Origin of the sequence: Ottowia oryzae (assembly GCF_003008535.1) — a bacterium.
GTDB lineage: Bacteria > Pseudomonadota > Gammaproteobacteria > Burkholderiales > Burkholderiaceae_C > Ottowia > Ottowia oryzae.
The window spans coordinates 2,974,632-2,994,056 of record NZ_CP027666.1 but is presented as its reverse complement, the minus strand read 5'-3'; the positions used below and the strand labels follow the sequence as shown (position 1 = coordinate 2,994,056).

21 protein-coding genes and 1 tRNA gene are annotated in these 19,425 nt (G+C 64.7%); 19 read left to right on the top strand and 3 right to left on the bottom strand.

Annotated features, from left to right (window positions below; translation table 11 throughout):
• Window positions 1-267 precede the first annotated feature (267 nt).
• Entirely contained in the window at window positions 268-2,397 is a 2,130-nt protein-coding gene (uvrB, locus tag C6570_RS13655) for an excinuclease ABC subunit UvrB (protein WP_106703708.1), read from the top strand.
• Between the two features lie 142 nt (window positions 2,398-2,539).
• Here uvrB and C6570_RS13650 read toward each other — a convergent pair whose 3' ends face one another.
• Window positions 2,540-3,028, bottom strand: coding sequence for a BON domain-containing protein (locus C6570_RS13650; RefSeq protein ID WP_106703707.1), 489 nt, complete (start codon window positions 3,026-3,028; stop codon window positions 2,540-2,542).
• A gap of 481 nt (window positions 3,029-3,509) precedes the next feature.
• Here C6570_RS13650 and iscR point away from each other — a divergent pair, with 481 nt between their 5' ends.
• The 14 genes from iscR (at window position 3,510) to C6570_RS13580 (ending at window position 12,025) form a co-directional block, all read left to right on the top strand.
• Window positions 3,510-4,043, top strand: a complete 534-nt coding sequence (gene iscR, locus C6570_RS13645) for a Fe-S cluster assembly transcriptional regulator IscR (RefSeq protein ID WP_106703706.1) — start codon at window positions 3,510-3,512, stop codon at window positions 4,041-4,043.
• A gap of 71 nt (window positions 4,044-4,114) precedes the next feature.
• The gene (locus tag C6570_RS13640; protein WP_106703705.1) at window positions 4,115-5,335 is read left to right on the top strand and encodes an IscS subfamily cysteine desulfurase; all 1,221 of its coding nucleotides are present in this window, start codon (window positions 4,115-4,117) and stop codon (window positions 5,333-5,335) included.
• Between the two features lie 71 nt (window positions 5,336-5,406).
• Window positions 5,407-5,793, top strand: a complete 387-nt coding sequence (iscU, locus tag C6570_RS13635; protein WP_106703704.1) for a Fe-S cluster assembly scaffold IscU — start codon at window positions 5,407-5,409, stop codon at window positions 5,791-5,793.
• 6 nt (window positions 5,794-5,799) lie between these two features.
• On the top strand, window positions 5,800-6,123 hold the full coding sequence (locus C6570_RS13630; RefSeq protein WP_106703703.1) for a cupin domain-containing protein: 324 nt from the start codon (window positions 5,800-5,802) through the stop codon (window positions 6,121-6,123).
• A 27-nt stretch (window positions 6,124-6,150) separates the two neighbouring features.
• Window positions 6,151-6,474: an iron-sulfur cluster assembly protein IscA gene (gene iscA, locus C6570_RS13625; RefSeq protein ID WP_106703702.1), complete on the top strand. Its 324-nt coding sequence runs from the start codon at window positions 6,151-6,153 to the stop codon at window positions 6,472-6,474.
• Between the two features lies 1 nt (window position 6,475).
• Window positions 6,476-6,703, top strand: a complete 228-nt coding sequence (locus C6570_RS13620) for a hypothetical protein (RefSeq protein WP_106703701.1) — start codon at window positions 6,476-6,478, stop codon at window positions 6,701-6,703.
• Window positions 6,700-7,221 (top strand): Fe-S protein assembly co-chaperone HscB, encoded by a 522-nt coding sequence (hscB, locus tag C6570_RS13615; RefSeq protein ID WP_106703700.1) that lies wholly within the window; start codon window positions 6,700-6,702, stop codon window positions 7,219-7,221. The genes C6570_RS13620 and hscB overlap by 4 nt, the downstream gene beginning before the upstream one ends.
• Window positions 7,222-7,276: 55 nt before the next feature.
• Window positions 7,277-9,136: a Fe-S protein assembly chaperone HscA gene (gene hscA, locus C6570_RS13610; protein ID WP_106704702.1), complete on the top strand. Its 1,860-nt coding sequence runs from the start codon at window positions 7,277-7,279 to the stop codon at window positions 9,134-9,136.
• Between the two features lie 19 nt (window positions 9,137-9,155).
• Window positions 9,156-9,494, top strand: coding sequence for an ISC system 2Fe-2S type ferredoxin (gene fdx / locus C6570_RS13605; RefSeq protein ID WP_106703699.1), 339 nt, complete (start codon window positions 9,156-9,158; stop codon window positions 9,492-9,494).
• Window positions 9,495-9,506: 12 nt separating this feature from the next.
• A complete protein-coding gene (gene dnaQ, locus C6570_RS13600) occupies window positions 9,507-10,229 on the top strand; it encodes a DNA polymerase III subunit epsilon (protein WP_106703698.1) in 723 nt (240 codons plus the stop codon).
• Window positions 10,230-10,265: 36 nt separating this feature from the next.
• Window positions 10,266-10,340 (top strand) — tRNA-Val (locus tag C6570_RS13595).
• Window positions 10,341-10,686: 346 nt separating this feature from the next.
• Complete coding sequence (locus tag C6570_RS13590; protein WP_245896197.1) at window positions 10,687-11,031, top strand: CidA/LrgA family protein; 345 nt, start codon at window positions 10,687-10,689, stop codon at window positions 11,029-11,031.
• Window positions 11,031-11,723, top strand: coding sequence for an LrgB family protein (locus C6570_RS13585; protein ID WP_106703696.1), 693 nt, complete (start codon window positions 11,031-11,033; stop codon window positions 11,721-11,723). Before C6570_RS13590 ends, C6570_RS13585 begins: the two co-directional genes overlap by 1 nt.
• Before the next feature lie 65 nt (window positions 11,724-11,788).
• Window positions 11,789-12,025, top strand: coding sequence for a hypothetical protein (locus tag C6570_RS13580; RefSeq protein WP_123812267.1), 237 nt, complete (start codon window positions 11,789-11,791; stop codon window positions 12,023-12,025).
• A 176-nt stretch (window positions 12,026-12,201) separates the two neighbouring features.
• Here C6570_RS13580 and C6570_RS13575 read toward each other — a convergent pair whose 3' ends face one another.
• Together C6570_RS13575 and C6570_RS13570 are read right to left on the bottom strand one after the other, a co-directional pair.
• A complete protein-coding gene (locus C6570_RS13575; RefSeq protein ID WP_106703694.1) occupies window positions 12,202-14,043 on the bottom strand; it encodes an acyclic terpene utilization AtuA family protein in 1,842 nt (613 codons plus the stop codon).
• The gene (locus tag C6570_RS13570) at window positions 14,040-14,828 is read right to left on the bottom strand and encodes an enoyl-CoA hydratase/isomerase family protein (RefSeq protein ID WP_106703693.1); all 789 of its coding nucleotides are present in this window, start codon (window positions 14,826-14,828) and stop codon (window positions 14,040-14,042) included. The genes C6570_RS13575 and C6570_RS13570 overlap by 4 nt, the downstream gene beginning before the upstream one ends.
• Window positions 14,829-14,986: 158 nt before the next feature.
• On the opposite strand from C6570_RS13570, the gene C6570_RS13565 reads away from it, so the two are divergent.
• The 4 genes from C6570_RS13565 (at window position 14,987) to C6570_RS13550 (ending at window position 19,421) form a co-directional block, all read left to right on the top strand.
• Complete coding sequence (locus C6570_RS13565) at window positions 14,987-15,880, top strand: LysR family transcriptional regulator (RefSeq protein ID WP_106703692.1); 894 nt, start codon at window positions 14,987-14,989, stop codon at window positions 15,878-15,880.
• Window positions 15,881-16,145: 265 nt separating this feature from the next.
• The gene (locus C6570_RS13560; RefSeq protein ID WP_106703691.1) at window positions 16,146-16,760 is read left to right on the top strand and encodes an isochorismatase family protein; all 615 of its coding nucleotides are present in this window, start codon (window positions 16,146-16,148) and stop codon (window positions 16,758-16,760) included.
• Window positions 16,761-16,898: 138 nt separating this feature from the next.
• Window positions 16,899-17,315, top strand: a complete 417-nt coding sequence (locus C6570_RS13555; protein WP_211297605.1) for a polyhydroxyalkanoate granule-associated phasin — start codon at window positions 16,899-16,901, stop codon at window positions 17,313-17,315.
• Window positions 17,316-17,519: 204 nt separating this feature from the next.
• Window positions 17,520-19,421, top strand: a complete 1,902-nt coding sequence (locus C6570_RS13550; RefSeq protein ID WP_245896196.1) for a propionate--CoA ligase — start codon at window positions 17,520-17,522, stop codon at window positions 19,419-19,421.
• The last annotated feature ends 4 nt before the right edge of the window (window positions 19,422-19,425 follow it).

Here is a 19,425-nt window from a genome sequence, read left to right as displayed (position 1 = left end):
AGATGCTGAACCCATGACCGGGGCCGCCGCGCCAGCACGTATCTTCAAGCCAAATTGCCTTCCAGCGCCCGTGCAGTGTGCGCTGGCAGCTATCAAAACCATAGAAATTCAAAGCGCGGCGGCGGTTGCCCTGCGGTCAGCGTTTTTTGAACCAGCGCACCCGGTGCGCCCACCCGTCCGCCATGCCATGGTCGCGTGCACTGCGCACGGCCATGGGTTAAGGTGGTCGGCTTGCCCTTTGGGGCCTTCGCCCGCATCTGTTTTGCCATGCCGCCCACCATCACGCCCCAAGCCCCCGCCGACTTTGCCCCGCCTCGCGCGGTAGAGGCGCCCGCGCCGGCGCAGGGCCAGTTCGTCACTTTTCCAGGCTCGCCCTTCCAGCTGTACCAGCCGTACCCGCCCGCGGGCGACCAGCCCGGCGCCATCGACAAGCTGGTCGAAGGGGTGGAAAACGGTGAATCCTTCCAGACGCTGCTGGGCGTCACGGGCTCGGGCAAGACCTTCACCATGGCCAACGTCATCGCGCGCATGGGGCGCCCGGCCATCGTGTTTGCGCCCAACAAGACGCTGGCCGCGCAGCTGTACAGCGAATTCCGCGAGTTCTTCCCTAAGAACGCCGTCGAGTACTTCGTCAGCTACTACGACTACTACCAGCCCGAGGCCTACGTGCCGCAGCGCGACCTGTTCATCGAAAAAGACAGCGCGATCAACGAGCACATCGAGCAGATGCGCCTGTCGGCCACCAAAAGCGTGTTGGAGCGGCGCGACACCATCATCGTGGCCACCGTCAGCGCCATCTACGGCATTGGCGCGCCCGACGATTACCTGCAGATGCGGATGATCCTGAAGGTGGGCGGCAAGCAGGGCCAGCGCGATGCCATCGCCCAGCTGGTGCGCATGCAGTACCAGCGCAACGACACCGACTTCAGCCGGGGCACGTTCCGCGTGCGCGGCGACACCATCGACGTGTTCCCCGCCGAACACAGCGAATTGGCCGTGCGCATGGAGCTGTTCGACGACGAGGTCGAAAGCATCTCGCTGTTCGACCCGCTCACGGGCCGCGTGCAGCAGAAGGTGCCGCGCTTCGTCATCTACCCCAGCAGCCACTACGTGACCCCGCGCGAGAAAACGCTGGCGGCGGTGGAAACCATCAAGCTGGAGCTGGCCGACCGCCTTAAGCAATTCGTGGGCGACGGCAAGCTGGTGGAGGCCCAGCGGCTTGAGCAGCGCACCCGCTTCGACATTGAAATGCTCAGCGAAGTGGGGCACTGCAAGGGGATCGAGAACTACACGCGCCACCTGTCGGGCGCTGCGCCGGGCGATCCGCCCGCGACGCTGACCGACTATTTGCCCAAGGACGCGCTGATGTTCCTGGACGAAAGCCACCAGATGATCGGCCAGCTCAACGCCATGTACAACGGCGACAAGGCGCGCAAAACCACGCTGGTCGAATACGGCTTTCGCCTGCCCAGCGCGCTGGACAACCGGCCGCTGAAGTTCGAAGAGTTTGAGCGCCGCATGCGCCAGGTGGTCTTCGTCAGCGCCACGCCCGCCGACTACGAGAAGACCCACGCGGGCCAGGTGGTCGAGCAGGTGGTGCGCCCCACGGGCCTGGTCGATCCGCTGGTGGAAGTGCGCCCCGCCACCCACCAGGTGGACGACGTGCTGCAAGAGATTCGCGACCGCACGCAAAAGCATGAACGCGTGCTGATCACCACGCTGACCAAGCGCATGGCCGAGCAGCTCACCGAATACCTGACCGACAACGGCGTGAAGGTGCGGTACCTGCACTCGGACGTGGACACTGTGGAGCGCGTGGAAATCATCCGCGACCTGCGCCTGGGCGCCTTCGACGTGCTGGTGGGCATCAACCTGCTGCGCGAGGGGCTGGACATTCCCGAGGTGTCGCTGGTCGCCATTCTGGATGCCGACAAAGAGGGCTTTCTGCGCGCCGAGCGGTCATTGATCCAGACCATTGGCCGCGCCGCGCGCAACGTGAACGGCAAGGCGATCCTGTACGCCGACCGCATCACCGATTCGATGAAAAAGGCCATGGGCGAGACCGAGCGCCGCCGCGCCAAGCAGATCGCCTTCAACGAGGCCAACGGCATCACGCCGCGCGGCATCGTCAAGCAGGTGCGCGACCTGATCGATGGCGTCTACAGCGAGAAAAGCGGCCGCGAACAAGATCGGCAGGCCGCGCTGGCTGGCGCTGGCGTGCTGGATGAAAGCCTGTCGGAAAAAGACCTGGCCAAGGAAATCAAACGGCTGGAAAAGCAGATGCTGGACCACGCCCGCAACCTGGAATTCGAAAAGGCCGCGCGCGTGCGCGATCAGCTGCAGTTGCTCAAGCAGCGCACGCTGGGTGCGCCGGGCAGCGACAACCTGGCTGCCTAACTTGCCTGCCTGAGTGAAATCAGCCGGTTTGCTTCTAAAAAAATAGCGGCCAGCGCAGGTGCATCCTGCGCTGGCCGCTATTTTTATGCTCAAAAGCTGGGGTGGCGTGCCGGTGCGAATCCGGCGCGCTGCCCCTGGCCGATCAGCCCACCTTGAGCAGGTTGGCCACGCCGGTCACGCCCTTGGTGTCGCGGGCGATGGCGGCAGCGCGGTCTTTGGCCGCGGCGGTGGGGGCAGGGCCTTGCAGGGTCACTGTGCCGTTTTTGGTGTCTACGTCGATCTTCAAGGCGCTCAGATCGGGATCTTTGGCCAAGCCAGCCTTGACCGACGCGGTGATCGATGCGTCGTCCAGGGCGTCGCCCACGGCCGATGCCGCAGCGCTGGCGCTGGCTGCCAGATCAGAAGCGCCAGCGCGAACGTCTGCGCCGGCGCGGTCTGCGGCGGCTTTGGCGTCGTCAGCGGCTGCAGCAGCTTTGGCTTTCGCCTCATCGGCTGCGGCGTCGGTTTTGGCAATCGCCGAATCGAGCTTCTGGCCGGCGGTACGGTCGTCGTTCTTGTTGCAGGCGGCCAAGCCCATGGCCAAGGCGGCGCCAGCAGCAATCAGGGTGATGCGGTGGATGAAGTTGTTCATGAAAGAAGCCCTCTGTACGATTCGTTGAAATCCAGTCAGGCGAGAGACCGTCCCCCGCCTTACGGTGCGTAATTTAGGTGTAAGCGCCACTCTGCCACGTCGGCGTGCGATGAAACTGATGTAGGACAAATCTGAGTGCACGATGCGCCCTGAAGGCGGCCAAGCCTAGATTGGCGATGGCCGGGCTGGCCAGGGCATGGCCATAATCACGGCCCCCGCATTCCGGCGACGCGGTCTTGCCTGGCGTTTTGTCATGGGGCTGCTGCAGTGTCTTGCTCATGCACACGGCAGCCTGAAACCCCTCGTAGCACGTTGATCAAGCAGTTGGTAGGGGAAATCCCCTGAGTTTGGTCGGATTTGCGGTATACTTGAGGAAATCACTCGGAATTGACCGGCCCGCGGTTTTCTAGCGGCCCACCGGCCAGTCCACCTGGGCGAGCTTCACGTGTTGCAGCGGTCCAGAACACCTTAGGAGTTCCAGATGCGCCTCACCACCAAAGGTCGGTTTGCCGTCACCGCCATGATCGACCTGGCCCTGCGTCAGGGCAGCGGTCCGGTCACTCTGGCGGCGATCAGCCAGCGCCAGCAAATTTCGCTGTCGTACCTGGAGCAGCTCTTTGGCAAGCTGCGTCGTCACGAGCTGGTGGAATCCACCCGCGGCCCGGGCGGCGGCTATTCGCTGGGCCGCAAGGCCAGTGAGATCACGGTGGCCGACATCATTACGTCGGTCGACGAGCCGCTGGACGCCACGCACTGCGGCGGCAAGGAAAACTGCCACGGCGACGGTGGCCGCTGCATGACGCACGACCTGTGGACTTCGCTGAACGCCCGCATGCTGGAATTCCTGGAATCCGTCACGCTGCAAAAGCTGGTGGACGACCAGCACGCCCACGGCGTTGAAGTGGAGGGCAAACCCGCCACCAAGCGCGCCATCTCCAGCTCGCCCGTGGTCAAGCCGATCCGCATCAACGCGCCCAATTCGGTCTTTGCCCTGGGCGAAGTCGCCTCCAAGTAACCGCCTGCGGGCCGGCTGCCGCTTGGCGCCGCCCGCACATCGAAGACATTCCGAAAACTGAGAACACTGCGATGAGCCAGACCCCGCATTTCCCCATCTACATGGACTACGCCGCCACCACGCCCGTCGATCCGCGGGTGGTGGACGCCATGATCCCGTGGTTGCGCGAACAGTTCGGCAACCCCGCCAGCCGCAGCCACGCGTGGGGCTGGGAAGCGGAAAAGGCCGTTGAAAAAGCGCGCGAACAGGTGGCCGACCTGATCGGCGCCGACCCGCGCGAGATCGTCTGGACCAGCGGCGCCACCGAATCCAACAACCTCGCCATCAAAGGCGCAGCCCAGTTCTACAAAGGCAAGGGCAAGCACCTGATCACCGTCAAGACCGAGCACAAGGCCGTGCTGGACACCATGCGCGAGCTGGAACGCCAGGGCTTCGAGGTGACTTACCTGGACGTGCAGCAAGACGGCTTGATCGACATCGAGAAGTTCAAGGCCGCGATTCGCCCCGACACGATTCTGGCCAGCGTCATGTTCGTGAACAACGAAATTGGCGTGATTCAGGACATCGAAGCCATCGGCAAAGTGTGCCGCGAGCACGGCATCATCTTCCACGTCGATGCGGCGCAGGCCACCGGCAAGGTCGAGATCGACGTGAAAAAGCTGCCCGTGGACTTGATGAGCCTGGCCAGCCATAAGACCTACGGCCCCAAAGGCATTGGCGCGCTGTACGTGCGCCGCAAGCCCCGCGTGCGCCTGGAGGCGCAGATGCACGGCGGCGGGCATGAGCGCGGCATGCGCTCGGGCACGCTGGCCACGCACCAGATCGTGGGCATGGGCGAGGCTTTTCGCATCGCCAAGGAAGAGATGGCCAAGGACAACGAGAAAGCCTGGGCGCTGCACAAGCGCTTTGTGGATGGCATGAAGGGCCTGGATGAAGTGTTCATCAACGGCCACCCCACGCAGCGCGTGCCGCAGAACATCAACATGAGCTTCAACTTCGTCGAAGGCGAGTCGCTGATCATGGGCATCAAGGGCCTGGCCGTCTCCAGCGGCTCGGCCTGCACGTCGGCCAGCCTGGAGCCCAGCTACGTGCTGCGCGCCCTGGGCCGCAGCGACGAGCTGGCGCACAGCAGCCTGCGCATCACCATCGGCCGCTTTTCGACCGAGGAAGACATCGACGCCGCAGTGAAGGCGATTCGCGAGAACGTCGTCAAGCTGCGCGAGCTGAGCCCCCTGTGGGAAATGCACCAGGACGGTGTGGACCTCAGCACCATTCAATGGGCCGCCCATTGATTCTTTGAACGGTTTCGGCCCGCAGCGCACTGTGCACCAGCGCGGGCAGCTATTAAAACAGGAGTAAAGCCATGGCCTATTCTGAAAAAGTCATCGACCATTACGAGAACCCCCGCAACGTCGGCAGCTTTGACAAGGGCGACGACAGCGTGGGCACCGGCATGGTCGGCGCACCCGCCTGCGGCGACGTGATGAAGCTGCAGATCAAGGTGAACCCGCAAACCGGCGTGATCGAAGACGCGCGCTTCAAGACTTACGGCTGCGGCTCGGCCATTGCCTCGTCGTCGCTCGTCACCGAGTGGGTGAAGGGCAAGACGGTGGATGAAGCCGCCACGCTGAAGAACAGCCAGATCGCCGAAGAACTGGCGCTGCCGCCGGTGAAGATCCACTGCTCGATCCTGGCCGAAGACGCCATCAAGGCAGCGGTGGACGACTACCGCAAGAAGCACGCGGCCTGATCTGCCATGGCGCTGCAGCACGCTAGTTCCGGCGATGTGATCGATGTGCGGCCGTACGGCGCGCGCATCGATGGCGCGCAATCCATCGCGTTGTTCAAGTCGAACCAGCTCGAAGTGATGCGCCTGGTGCTGCCCGCCGGCCACCGCATGCCGCCGCACCACGTGCCGGGCGAGATCACCATCCAGTGTCTGGAAGGCGTGGTGCGGGTCGATGTGGCGGCTGCGTCGCACGACTTGCCGACGGGGCATTTGATGTATGTCGCGGGCGGTGTCGAACACGCGCTCACTGCGATCGAGTCGGCCTCGGTGCTGGTCACGATCGCGCTTTGAAGTTCACGGAAATCGGATTGCTAGGCCATGGCCGTCTCTCTCACTGAAGCCGCAGCGCGGCATGTCACCAAATACCTCAGCAAGCGCGGCAAGGGCGTGGGCGTGCGCCTGGGCGTCAAGACCACGGGCTGCTCCGGCCTGGCCTACAAGCTGGAGTACGTGGACGACGTGGCGCCCGAAGACGCCCTCTTTGAGCAGCACGGCGTGAAGCTGATGGTCGACCCCAAAAGCCTGGCCTACATCGACGGGACAGAGCTGGATTACGTGCGCGAAGGGCTGAACGAGGGCTTTCGCTTCAGCAACCCGAACGAGCGCGACCGCTGCGGATGTGGTGAGAGCTTCCGCATCTGAGATGAACGCCGCCGCCGCGCAGCCAGCAGCCCGCGCCACGGTCAGCGTCACCATCGACAACGAGCGCGAGGTGATGGCCATGAACGCGTGGTTTCAGCGCTGGGGCCCGCGCATCCAGTGCGCCGACAACCAGGGCTGCGGCTGCTGCGTTGACATTTGGGACGTGCGCGCGCCAGCCCAGGCGTTGGCCGAGTTGCCCGCCGGCATGGTCCGCCAAGCTGCATCATGAACCTTCAATCCACCGACTTTGAGCTGTTTGCCGTGCCCGCGCGCTTTGCGCAGGATCGCGCCCAGCTGGACGCGCGCTGGAAAGAGCTGCAGCGCGAAGTGCACCCCGACCGCTTCGCCGCGCAGGGCGCCGCCGCCCAGCGCGTGGCCATGCAGTGGTCTGCGCGCATCAACGAGGCGTACCAGCGCCTGAAAGACCCGCAGCGCCGCGCTGCCTACCTGTGCGAGCTGAACGGTGCGCCGATCGAGGCCGAGAACAACACGGCCATGCCGACCGAGTTCCTCATGCAGCAGATGGATTTGCGCGAGCAGCTGGACGATGCGCACACCGGCGAGGCTTTGGATGAAATCAGCGCCGAGAGCACACAGCTGGCGCGCGACCTGCTGCAAAAAATAGAGCAACAGCTGGACGACCAGAAGGACTGGTCGGGCGCGGCGCAGTCGGTGCGCGCGCTGATGTTCCTGGACAAACTGGCCGCCGACATCGACCGGCGCCACGAGACCTTAGAAACGAGATAAGCATGCGCGGCGGAGCAGGGCGGTGGCCCAGCGCTTCGCGGCGATGCGGCAATTCATGGCCCTGCTACAGATTTCCGAACCGGGCCAATCGCCCGACCCACACCAGCGGCGCATCGCCGTGGGTATTGACCTGGGCACCACCCATTCGTTGGTGGCCGCCGTGCGCCACGGCGTGGCCGAATGCCTGCCCGACGCCCAAGGCCGCGTGCTGCTGCCCAGCGTGGTTCGCTACCTTGAGGGCGGCGGCCGCCAGATTGGCGACGAAGCCCTGGCCAGCGCCGCGCTGGACCCTGAGAACACGCTTTCATCCATCAAGCGCCTGATGGGGCGTGGCTTGAGCGATGTGGCCGATGCCGACCGCCTGCCTTACCGCCTGGTCGACCAGCCCGGCATGGTGGGCGTGCAGACCGTGCTGGGCGTGAAATCGCCGGTCGAGGTCAGCGCCGAGATTCTGGCCACGCTGCGCTACCGCGCGGAAGACACCTTCAACGATGACCTGTACGGCGCCGTGATCACCGTGCCCGCCTACTTTGATGATGCTCAACGCCAAGCCACCAAGGACGCGGCCCGCCTGGCAGGCATCAACGTGCTGCGCCTGATCAACGAGCCCACCGCGGCGGCCCTGGCCTATGGGCTGGACCATGAAGTGGAAGGCGTTTATGCCGTGTTCGACCTGGGCGGCGGCACCTTCGACGTGTCGATCCTGCGGCTGACCAAGGGCGTGTTTGAAGTGATCGCCACCGGCGGTGACTCGGCCCTGGGCGGTGACGATTACGACCGCGCGCTGGCGCAGTGGGTGCTCCAGCGCGCCGACGCCAAGGCCGAGAGCCCCACCGACCGCGCCAACCTGCTGCGGGCCGCGCGCACAACCAAAGAGGCGTTGACTGCTTCTGAAACTGTAGCGTTCAGCGCTGATCTGGCGGGCGCCAGCGTGCGATTGGACGTGAATCGTACGGATTTTGAAGCCGCTACGGCCGCGTTGACCGAGCGTTGCATCGCTTCCGCGCGGCGCGTATTGCGCGATGCGCGCTTGAGCGCCGGCGAGATTCAGGGCGTCGTCATGGTGGGCGGCTCCACCCGCATGCCGGTGATTCGCCACGCCGTGGCCGAATTCTTCCGGCGCGACCCGCTGGTCAACCTCAACCCCGACGAAGTGGTGGCCCTGGGCGCCGCAGTGCAGGCCAACCAGTTGGCGGGCAATGACTCGGCGGGCGACTTGCTGCTGCTGGACGTGATCCCGCTGTCGCTGGGTATTGAAACCATGGGCGGGCTGGTCGAGCGCATCGTGCCGCGCAACCAGACCATCCCCGTCGCTATGGCGCAGGATTTCACCACCTACAAAGACGGCCAGACCGCGCTCGCCCTGCACGTGGTGCAGGGCGAGCGCGACCTGGTGCAGGACTGCCGCAGCCTGGCGCGGTTTGAGCTGCGCGGCATTCCGCCGATGGCCGCCGGTGCGGCGCGCATCCGCGTCACCTTCACTGTGGACGCGGACGGTTTGCTGAACGTGTCGGCACGCGAGCAAACCAGTGGCGTGGAAGCGCAAATCGACGTCAAGCCCAGCTACGGCCTGTCGGACGACCAGATCGCCAGCATGCTGCAGGATTCATTCACCACCGCCGATGCCGACGTGAAAGCGCGCGCGCTGGTGGAGGCGCGTGTTGAGGCCGACCGCATGCTGCTGGCCACGCAAAGCGCGCTGAACGCCGATGGCGACCTGTTGGCCGCATCCCAGCGCGCCGAGATCGACGCGCTGATGCTGGCTTTGCGCGCCATCGCCGCCAACAGCACGGATGCGGCGGCCATCGAATCTGCCACCGAAGCCTTGGCCCACGGCACCGAAGCCTTTGCGGCTGCGCGCATGAACGCGGGCATCCAGAAGGCCCTGGCCGGCAAGAAAGTCGAGTCGCTCTGAGCGGCTTGCGATACCCAACATGCCCACGATCAAAATTCTTCCCCATCCCGAGTACGCGCCCCAAGGCACTGAAATCCAGGCCAACGTGGGCGATTCGATCTGCGAAGCCCTGCTGGACAAGGGCATCGAGATCGAGCACGCCTGCGAAATGAGCTGCGCGTGCACCACCTGCCACTGCATCGTCCGCAAGGGCTACGATTCCATGGAGGCGCCCGTCGAAGCCGAAGAAGACCTGCTCGACCGCGCCTGGGGGCTGGAGCCGCAGTCGCGCTTGTCCTGCCAGGCCATCGTTGGTCAGGAAGATCTGACCATCGAGATTCCTCGCTACTCGATCAACCACGCCAAAGAAAACCACTGAGGTGCGCGCAGCATGACCCGCCAGATCGTCCTGGACACGGAAACCACCGGGCTGTCGGCCGACAGCGGCGACCGCATCATCGAGATCGGCTGCGTGGAGTTGCTGAACCGCCGCCTGACCGGCAACAACCTGCACTTCTATCTGAACCCCGAGCGCGACAGCCATGAAGACGCGCTGCGCGTGCACGGCTTGACGACCGAGTTCTTGCGCGACAAGCCCAAGTTTGCCGAGGTGGCCGAAGATCTGCTGACCTACCTGCAAGACGCCGAGATCATCATCCACAACGCGGCCTTTGACGTCGGCTTTCTGGACCGCGAGCTGGAGCGCCTGCGCAAGCCCGCGTTCAACACATGGGTTGACTCGATCACCGACACGCTGGTGATGGCCAAACAACTGTACCCAGGCAAACGCAACAGCCTGGATGCGTTGTGCGACCGGCTGGGCGTGGACAACAGCGGGCGCACCTTGCACGGCGCGCTGCTGGACGCCGAGTTGCTGGCCGATGTGTACATCGCCCTCACGCGCGGGCAGGAAGCGCTGCTGATTGATCTGGGCGACGTTGGCCAGCAAGGCGTGAGCGTGCGCCGGGCCGACTTCAGCGCGCTGGACCTGCCCGTGATTCGCGCCAACGAGGTGGAGCTTTCCGCCCACGCCGGGGTGCTGACGCAGCTGGATAAATCCAGCAGCGGAAAAACCGTGTGGCGCGTGGTTGAGCCGGAAATAACTGGTATATAATTCCATCTTTCGCTGCGGTGCAAAGCTGCAGAGATCGGGTGATTAGCTCAGCGGTAGAGCACTGCCTTCACACGGCAGGGGTCGCAGGTTCAAACCCTGCATCACCCACCAAAAATTCCAAGGGCCTGGCAGACGCTAGGCCCTTTTTCTTTGCGCCGCCGTTTTCTGCGCGCCTCCGCCGGTTAGCCGGACGTATCCGCAGGGTAAACAAGCTCACTTCTCTGGCAGACGCAGAAGCCGTCGGTTGTGGGCTGCCCGCTTACCCAACTGCAACGGTCATTTACTTGCCGTTCTGCGTCTCTGAATAATGCGCGGGTTCGGGCAAACTGCCGCTTAAGCGGCAGACGTCGCGCCGGGCGTGCTGCTGAGTTGGCTCGCGCTCCAATCAAGGATTCTCAGAAGAATGAGCCAAGCTGGCCAATCCGGGCGATATGCCGCCTCGTCAGTGGTGCGTGCCGTGCTGGGCTTCGCCGTGCTGGTGGCGTGTCTCTTCGCCGGAACGGCGCTCGTGCGCTGGACGGGGCTTCCCGTGCCGCCCTCCGTCATGGGCATGGCCATCCTGATCGTGGCGCTGGCGTGCTTTGCGCGCCTGGAGGCGCCCGTGGGCTTGGCCGCGACGCCGCTTCTAAAACACATGATGCTGTGCTTCATCCCGGCCGTCGCCGGTGTCATGGAGCAATTTGCGGTTCTCAAGACGGGCTGGCTGCCCTTCGTGGCGGCCAGCGTGCTGGGCGGTGCGCTGACGCTCGTGGTCACCGCGCTTACGTTTCAGGCGCTCATGAAACGAAAAGAGGTGGCGTGATGGACGCAACCACCATCTCTACTGTGCTGGCGGCGACGCTTTTGACCTTGGCGGCCTATGCGCTGGCCGTGTACGCCTATCGGCGCACGGGGTGGAATCTGCTGCTGCCGGTGCTGACGGGTGCCACCATCGTGGTCGCGGTGCTGATGCTGGCGGCCGTGCCGTACAGCACCTACCGCAGCGGGGCTGCCGTGGTGTCGTGGTTGGCTGGTCCGGCCACCGTAGCGCTGGCGCTGCCCCTGTACCGCCAACGGCATCGGTTGCGCGGCCTGGTGGTGCCCGTGGTCGGCGCGCTTTTGGTCGGCTCGGTGACGGCCGTTGTCTCAGCCGTTGGCATTGCTTGGCTGCTGGGGGCCGATTGGGCGCTGATGATGTCCTTGGCGCCCAAGTCCGCCACGATGCCGGTCGCCATTCCCGTGGCGGATCGCATGGGCGGCTCGCCTTCGCTGAGCGCGGTGTCGGTGGCCTTGACCGGCATCGCTGCTGCGGTGTTGTCTGGTGGCCTGTTCTCATTGCTGGGCGTGCGCAACGACGTGGTGCAGGGCTTTGCGCTGGGGGAATCGGCGCACGCCATAGGCACAGCGCGCGCCGTGCAGATCAGCGAAACGGCGGTGGGCTTTTCAGCGCTGGCGATGGGGCTGAATGCCATCGCCACCAGCGTGCTGGTGCCGCTGATGGTGGGGCTGCTATGAAGGGTGCTGTGAGCTGCCTCAGGCCGCCACCGGAGATCGTCCCAGAGACGTTCAACGTGTTTGGCATGAGCACTTCCGATGAGATTTTGTTCTCGGTCCACTCCGCCGACGAGCGTTCTGCCGAGCAGGTGACAAGCGTCGCGTTCGACCAGACCGTGCTCAATGTGGACGGCCAGTGGCTTCGGCTGGAGGGTCTCGCGACCATCCAGGACACCGCTCAGGCGGGCGTGCTGGTGGTGCGCAGCAAATTTGTGCCCTTGCCGTGCGAGGTCGAGGTCAACGCCGTCAAAGGGCGCGCCTGATCGTTCGCGGGGCGCATGGTTTTCGCAGCCCAAGTCCGCGGTGCCAGCATTCCAGGCTCAAAGAGATGCGGAGGCGCCACGCCGTCTCACTCGACCGATCAGCCTCAAAGCCGTGCACCCGACACTTAGGTGGCTGGGGCGAACAGAGCAGGGCGCCTGCCGCTGCCTTAGCGCATTCAGAGTGAAGCGGTTGGCACGCGCACCGGCATAGACAGCAGGATTTGCGCCATGCCTTTGCCCAAAGGGTCATTGCGCAAAGAGGCCATGCCACCGCCGCCCAGAGCTTGTTCGCAAACGAAGTTGAAGGCGTGAATGCCGGGCAACTCGTACCGGGTAACGCGCCCCTTGACCAGATGGGCCAGGTAGTTGGCGACGCGAGTTGTGGTCAGCTCGGCGCGCAGGGCCGGCACCCACTCTGCCCGGCGCGCAACCACCCCGATGTTGGAGATGTCGCCCTTGTCGCCTGAACGTGCCCAGGCCAGGCGAATCAATGGCACTTCGGTCCAGTCGCACTCATCCGCTGCAAACGCATGTTCGGTCAGCGGCATTGGGGCACTCGTGACGGCGACAGGTGTCGCAATGTCCGGGTGGTCTGTTTCGGTTGGCGGCTGTCCGACGGCCACGGTGCGCCCGTTACGCTGAACGGCAGCAGAGATGAGCGCCTTGTCCAGCAGGAATGCGTACTGCCGAATGGATGGCGAAACGCTTGCGCGCCCGCCTGCACCCGTTGTTCCGGGTGCCCAAGACGTGCCGGCCGGGGCGACTTCGCGGGTCAAGAGCTGCAAGGCGGCCTTGTCGGGGTGCCACGCGGTGATGCGCAGCACCGCTTCGCGCGCGCTGGATAGGGCGCGCTGAGCGTGTGGGCCGTAAGCGCTTTCGGCGCCGATTACTTCAATTTCTGTAGCTGCTAGCGCAGGTATGGCAAGGGCTGCGAGCATATCGTTCACACGCTCAACAATGGCTTCGCCCGTTCGCCGAGCCTTGGCTACCGCGTCGAAGCCGATGACGGTGAGCTGTGCCGATGTCTTGAAGCCATCCATATAGGTGGCACTGACCTTGTAGCTGTGGGGTGGCGCGCTTCCGCGCGCGCCCGAGACGCGCACGTGGTCACGGTCCCCGCGCTCGATGCGTACGTCGCGCCAGTCGCAGCGCACGTCTGGCAGCAGGTAGGCGGCAGGGTCATGGATTTCGTAGAGCAACTGTTCGGCCACGCATTGCGGCGCGATCAGCCCGCCCGTGCCAGGCGGTTTGGTGACGGTGAAACTGCCGTCTTTATGGCATTCGGCAATGGGATAGCCAATGTGCGCCCAATCCGGGACATCCTGCCAGTCGGTGTGCAGGCCGCCCGTCGCTTGGCAGCCGCATTCAAGAATGTGACCAGCCAAGCTGCCCGCAGAGAGCAGGTCGTAGTCGCTGGCAGACCAGTTGAAGGCGTGCATCAGTGCACCCAGCGTGACCGCAGAATCCACGCATCGCCCGGTGATCACGATCTGGGCGCCAGCATCCAGCGCGGCCTTGATCGGCAGGGCGCCCAGGTAGGCATTGGCCGTCAGCACCTTGGCTGGCAAGGGCGCGCCGCTCTGAAGCTCTTGCACCGGCGGCTCAGCCGCGCGCAGCGCTGTGAGCTGCGGCATCACGTCGTCGCCGGTGACCACGGCGATGTCGATATCGACGCCCAGCTCCGTCGCCAGGGCGCGCAGGGCGTCGGCGCAGCCTTGCGGATTGACGCCGCCAGCATTGCTGACCACGCGAATGCCTTGCTTGACGACATCCATCAGCACGCTGCGCATAGCGACATCCACAAAGTCCGTGGCGTAACCCATGGTAGGGTTTTTGAGGCGCGCACCCGCCAGGATCGACATGGTGAGTTCGGCCAGGTAGTCGAACACCAGAAAATCGACTTGCCCTTTGCGGACGAGTTGCGGCGCGCCTACAGCGGAGTCGCCCCAGAAGCCGGAGGCGCCGCCGATCCGGACGGTTTTGCGTACGTGTGCGGGTGTAGCGCTGGCGCTGTTCATCGGCCGCTCCATCGGGGTGGTCGTTTCTCGCGGAAGGCTGCTTGCCCCTCGGCCGCGTCCTCGGTCAAGGCGATCAGGCCGATCTGGCTTTCGGTAAAAGCCATGGATTCTTCGAACGACATCGCGCCCATGCGCTTCATGAGGTACAGGCCGCGGCGGATGGCGGCGGGCGACTTGTCCAGAAAGCGGTTGAGCAGGGCGCTCACCCCGGCGTCGAGGTCTTCGCTGACGCGGTTGATAAGCCCCAGCCGCAGCGCTTCCTCGGCACCGATGGGCTCACCGGTGATGCACAGCTCAGTCAACGCGCGCGCGCCAATCAGGCCGTTCAACACCGACAAAACCTGGGCGGGAAACACGCCCACCTTGACTTCCGGCAGGCCAAATTGCGCGTGCGGCGCCGCCAGCGCCAAATCGCACATCGCCAGCAGGCCCATGCCACCCGCCATGCAAGCGCCGTTCACGCGCGCCACCATCGGCACCGTCATTTGGCGCGAGAGGCGCAGCAAGTTGGCAAAGCCTTGCGTGGGCTCGGCGTAGTCGAATTGAAACGACTGGCCTGACTGCAGATCCGCGCCGGCACAGAAAGCCTTGTCGCCAGCCCCTGTGAGCACGATGGCGCGCAGGCTGCGGTCGCTGTTGGCGCTCGTCAACGCCGCTGCCAGCGCGTTGATTACCGCAGGACTGATCGCGTTGCGCCGGCTCTCGCGCTGGATGGTCAGGCGAAGCACGCCGTCTTGCTGGTGCGCAATCAGGTCGGCTCCGGTGTTGGTTGGCGAATCGGACATGTTTGAGTGAGGTGCGTGAAAGATTGGCCGCAGCAATGCACCGCCTTGCCGCAATTTAACTGCGCATCCGGTGCAGTCCGAAGTCAGTCTAGGGGCGCCCAATTGATCTGTGAAGATCCAGTCTGCTATATGTGTGATAACAAAAACGGATCAATCGCATGGGCCAAATCGACCTTACGCTGGCGCAGTTGCAGGCCTTCGTCCACATCGTGGAGGCTGGCAGTTTTCGGGGCGCGGGCTTGCAGATGGGCGTGTCGCAGCCTGCGCTCAGCCGAACCATTCGGCAGGCAGAGGCCACGCTGGGCGCGCGCCTGTTCGATCGCGACACGCGCAACCTTCACATCACCGCCGTCGGCCGCGAGTTGCTGCCCATCGCGCGGCGTGTGTTGAGCGAATTCGACGCCTCGTTTGGCGAGCTGGGCCAGTTCTTGCAGGGCCGCAGCGGGAAGGTGGCGGTGGCAACCTTGCCATCCGTCGGGGCGAGCGTCTTGTCCACCGCCATCGCATCGTTTCGCCGCGTGCGCCCGGACGTTCAGTTTGACCTTGCCGAGGCACCCGCCGATGGCTTGCTGGCGATCATTGAAGAGGGGCGTGCTGACTTCGCGCTGAGCGTCAAGCCGGCGCCCGACCGCACGCTGCGCTACCAGCATCTGCTGGACGATGAACTTGTGCTGCTGTGCCGCAACGACGACCCGCTGGCCGATCGCAAGGCCGTGCCGTGGTCGGTGTTCGCTACGCGCCCGTTCATCGCGGCGCAGCCGCGCAGCAGCATTCGCCAGCTGACGGACGCCGTGTTTCTACAGCGCCGGCTATCGGTGCCAATGGCGATGGAATGCCCCAGCGTTGCCGCCTGCGGGGCGCTGGTCTTGGCGGGCGTGGGGGTCAGTGCGTTGCCACGGCTGGCGCTGTCGCTGGCGAATATGCAGGGCCTGCGCGCCGTGCCTTTGGTGCGCCCCGCCATGCTGCGCTCGATCGGTATCTTGACGCGCATAGGGCGCTCGCTGTCGCGGGCGGCGAATTCGTTCATGCAGCATCTGGCGACGCTGGCGTGAATTGCGGCGCACTTCGGGGTTGGCGACGGGTTTGAGCGTCGCGTCGGCGCAAGGGCCTGTGCTAACCTTACTTACGCCTGTCAGAGACGGGTGGGCAGACTTGCCAGCACGCCGTTTTTGAAGCCAGCACGCATCTGCCGATCGTGCGACACTTTCCCAAAATACTTCACCTTGTAGACCGCCGCTTGCCAGCGGTTTTCGCGCTGATGGGGCTCCTGCAGTAGGCCGATGTGCAGGGGCGACGATTCACCACAGGAGCTTGCCGATGCTGCTTGACGCCGATGACAGCCAATTGGTGCTGATTGACTACCAAGCCCGCCTGATGCCGGCCATCCACGACCACAACGCGGTGCTCGCCAACGCGCGTCGCCTGGCGGAAATGGCGCGGCTGGTGGGCGTGCCCGTGTGGGCGACCGAGCAGAACCCTGACAAGCTGGGGCCGACCGATTCCTCGCTGGCGCCTTTGTGCGACGACGTCGTGGCAAAGATGGCTTTCAGCGGGGCAGATGAACTGCAGCCATTGCTGGCGCCGCTCGCCGCTCGCGCGCCCGCGCCCCGCGCTGGTAACGCGCGCAGCCTGCCGCGGCATCTGCAAAAGCCCGCCGCACCGCCCGCGCCCGAGCGCAACACCTTGTTGCTGGCCGGTTGCGAGGCGCATGTCTGCCTTTTGCAAACCGCCCTGATGTTGCTCGAAGCCGAGTGGGACGTGTGGGTGGTGACCGACGCCTGTGGGTCGCGCACCGAGCGCAACCGCGATGCCGCTTACGACCGCTTGGCCGGTGCGGGGTGCGAGCTGGTCACTACCGAAATGGTCGGGTTCGAATGGCTGCGCACTTGCGAGCACCCGCAGTTTCGCGAACTGCAGGCTTTGGTGAAGTAGGGCGCCGCTGCCTCCCGCACAGACCGATTGTGTACAAAAACGCCTTCCAGCGCAGGCCACACCAGCGCTGGAAGCTATGTAAAACGTAGCAAAGTTGGCCGCCCGCCTTCCCCGCTGCATGCTTGAGAAAGTTGCACTATGGTTCATAAGCAGTTGCGCCTGACGCGCGATGCGGCCCAATTGGCCGATGCCGTGCCACAGGTCGTCATGCACCGCGTCGGCCGGATGATGACCGCCGGGGTCAACCCCAGCCGCAAGGATCAAGATGAGTTTTACCGAATGGGCGCCGAGAAGGTGGCCGCGTTCGGTGAATCGTGGACGGCGATGTCGATGCAGGCGCTGGCCGCGCAACAGCAGTTCGCCGGCTGGTGGCTGCAAACCTGGTGGAAGGTGGCGCTGGGCGGTTGGATGAACCCGCCGACGCTGCAGCACCTGTCCGCCAGCGCTCAGCGCCAGGTGATGAATTCGATGCTGGACGTGGCTGTGCGCGGCATGGCCCCCGTGCGCCGCCGCGCGGTGGCGAACGCGCGTCGCCTGGGCGGCACATCACGCTGACCTGCCTGCGCGGCCAGGCGGCCTGCGCTTGCGGGCAAGAATAATTTGGTCTGGGCCGGCGCGTTGGCCCTTGCCGGGCGCCCGCGGCTGCCGTCAGCTTTTTGCAAGAGCGCGCCCGACATAATGGCCCTACAGGCCGAGTGTCCATAACTCAACCCGCGCGTTGCATCGGCCGAAGCAATTCACCGTGCCGAGGAGACAACCGTGGCCAGCTATGCCGATTTCTACCGTCGTTCCATCGACGATCGTGATGTTTTCTGGGCCGAGCAAGCCCAGCTGATCGACTGGGCAACGTCGCCCCAGACGATTTGCGACTACAGCAACCCGCCTTTCGCGCGCTGGTTTGCCGACGGCACCACCAACCTTTGCTACAACGCGGTGGATCGGCATCTGGCCGATCGCGGTGATCAGCGCGCACTGATCTTCGTGTCCACCGAGACGGATCAGGAGATCGTCTACACCTACCGCCAGCTGCACGCTGAAGTGCAACGCATGGCCGCCGCACTGCAAGGCCTGGGCGTGCGCAAGGGCGATCGGGTGTTGATCTACATGCCGATGATCGCCGAGGCGTGCTTTGCCATGCTGGCCTGCGCGCGCATCGGCGCGGTGCACTCGGTGGTGTTTGGCGGCTTTGCATCCGGCTCGTTGGCCACGCGCATCGACGATGCCGAACCCACGGTCATCGTCAGTGCCGATGCGGGTTCACGCGGCGGCAAACCCGTGCCCTACAAGCACCTGCTGGACGAAGCCATCAAGCTGGCGGCGCACAAGCCCCAGGCCGTGCTGCTGGTTGATCGTGGCCTGGCGCCCATGCAATTGGTGGAAGGGCGCGACCATCTCTGGGGCGCGCTGCGCGAATCCTTGCTGGATGCGCAGGTGCCCTGCGAATGGGTGGAAGCCACGCACCCCAGCTACACGCTGTACACCAGCGGCACCACCGGCAAGCCCAAGGGCGTGCAACGCGATACGGGTGGCTACGCGGTCGCGCTGGCGGCGTCCATCCGAAACATCTACTGCGGCAAGCCGGGCGAAACCTTCTTTTGCACCAGCGACATCGGCTGGGTGGTGGGGCACAGCTACATCATCTACGGCCCGCTGATCGGCGGCATGGCCACCATCATGTACGAAGGCACACCCGTTCGCCCCGATGGCGGCATCTGGTGGAAGCTGGTCGAGAAATACAAGGTCTCGGTGATGTTCAGCGCCCCCACGGCGATTCGCGTGCTGAAGAAGCAAGACCCCAAGTACCTGAGCCAGTACGACCTGTCGTCGCTGCGTTCGCTCTTTCTGGCGGGCGAGCCTCTCGACGAGCCCACCGCCAAGTGGATCAGCGAGGGGCTCAATCACAAGCCCATCATCGACAACTATTGGCAGACCGAGACGGGCTGGCCGATCCTGGCGGTTTGCAACGGCGTTGAGCCAACGCCCACGCGCTTCGGCTCGCCCGGCAAGGCGGTCTACGGCTACAACGTCAAGCTGCTGGACGACCAGACGGGCGAAGAGCTGACGGGCCCCAATCAAAAGGGCGTGATCGCCGTACAGGGGCCGCTGCCGCCGGGCTGCCTGCAAACGGTGTGGCGCGACGACGCACGCTACGTGAATACGTACTGGTCGTCCGTGCCGAATCAGCTGGTCTACAGCACCTTTGACTGGGGCATTCGCGATGAAGACGGCTATTACTTCATCCTGGGGCGCACCGACGACGTGATCAACGTGGCGGGCCACCGCCTGGGCACGCGCGAGATCGAAGAGGCCATCGCGGCTCACCCGAACGTGGCGGAAGTCGCCGTCGTTGGCGTGGCCGACCAACTCAAGGGCCAGGTGGCCATGGCTTTCGCCGTGCTCAAGGACGCCAGTCAACTGGAAGATCCCGACGCAATGCTCAAGCTCGAGGGCGACGTCATGAAGCTGGTCGATGGTTCGCTGGGGGCCGTGGCGCGGCCCGCGCGCGTGCGTTTCGTGGCCGTACTGCCCAAGACCCGCTCGGGCAAGCTGCTGCGGCGTGCGGTGCAGGCGGTGTGCGAAGGGCGCGATCCTGGCGATCTCACCACCATGGAAGACCCGGGCGCGCTGCAGCAAATCAAGGATTTGGTTGCAGGCGTGTGACCAA

Bases quoted from the DNA above. Each gene is read 5' to 3' on its own strand.
- C6570_RS13575 (WP_106703694.1), bottom strand. From the start codon at position 14,043: ATGAACAGCGCCAGCGCTACACCCGCACACGTACGCAAAACCGTCCGG.
- C6570_RS13585 (WP_106703696.1), top strand. From the start codon at position 11,031: ATGGACGCAACCACCATCTCTACTGTGCTGGCGGCGACGCTTTTGACC.
- iscA (WP_106703702.1), top strand. From the start codon at position 6,151: ATGGCCGTCTCTCTCACTGAAGCCGCAGCGCGGCATGTCACCAAATAC.
- C6570_RS13580 (WP_123812267.1), top strand. From the start codon at position 11,789: ATGAGCACTTCCGATGAGATTTTGTTCTCGGTCCACTCCGCCGACGAG.
- C6570_RS13640 (WP_106703705.1), top strand. From the start codon at position 4,115: ATGAGCCAGACCCCGCATTTCCCCATCTACATGGACTACGCCGCCACC.
- C6570_RS13570 (WP_106703693.1), bottom strand. From the start codon at position 14,828: ATGTCCGATTCGCCAACCAACACCGGAGCCGACCTGATTGCGCACCAG.
- fdx (WP_106703699.1), top strand. From the start codon at position 9,156: ATGCCCACGATCAAAATTCTTCCCCATCCCGAGTACGCGCCCCAAGGC.
- C6570_RS13565 (WP_106703692.1), top strand. From the start codon at position 14,987: ATGGGCCAAATCGACCTTACGCTGGCGCAGTTGCAGGCCTTCGTCCAC.
- C6570_RS13620 (WP_106703701.1), top strand. From the start codon at position 6,476: ATGAACGCCGCCGCCGCGCAGCCAGCAGCCCGCGCCACGGTCAGCGTC.
- iscR (WP_106703706.1), top strand. From the start codon at position 3,510: ATGCGCCTCACCACCAAAGGTCGGTTTGCCGTCACCGCCATGATCGAC.
- uvrB (WP_106703708.1), top strand. From the start codon at position 268: ATGCCGCCCACCATCACGCCCCAAGCCCCCGCCGACTTTGCCCCGCCT.
- C6570_RS13560 (WP_106703691.1), top strand. From the start codon at position 16,146: ATGCTGCTTGACGCCGATGACAGCCAATTGGTGCTGATTGACTACCAA.
- hscB (WP_106703700.1), top strand. From the start codon at position 6,700: ATGAACCTTCAATCCACCGACTTTGAGCTGTTTGCCGTGCCCGCGCGC.
- C6570_RS13650 (WP_106703707.1), bottom strand. From the start codon at position 3,028: ATGAACAACTTCATCCACCGCATCACCCTGATTGCTGCTGGCGCCGCC.
- C6570_RS13555 (WP_211297605.1), top strand. From the start codon at position 16,899: ATGGTTCATAAGCAGTTGCGCCTGACGCGCGATGCGGCCCAATTGGCC.
- dnaQ (WP_106703698.1), top strand. From the start codon at position 9,507: ATGACCCGCCAGATCGTCCTGGACACGGAAACCACCGGGCTGTCGGCC.
- iscU (WP_106703704.1), top strand. From the start codon at position 5,407: ATGGCCTATTCTGAAAAAGTCATCGACCATTACGAGAACCCCCGCAAC.
- hscA (WP_106704702.1), top strand. From the start codon at position 7,277: ATGGCCCTGCTACAGATTTCCGAACCGGGCCAATCGCCCGACCCACAC.
- C6570_RS13630 (WP_106703703.1), top strand. From the start codon at position 5,800: ATGGCGCTGCAGCACGCTAGTTCCGGCGATGTGATCGATGTGCGGCCG.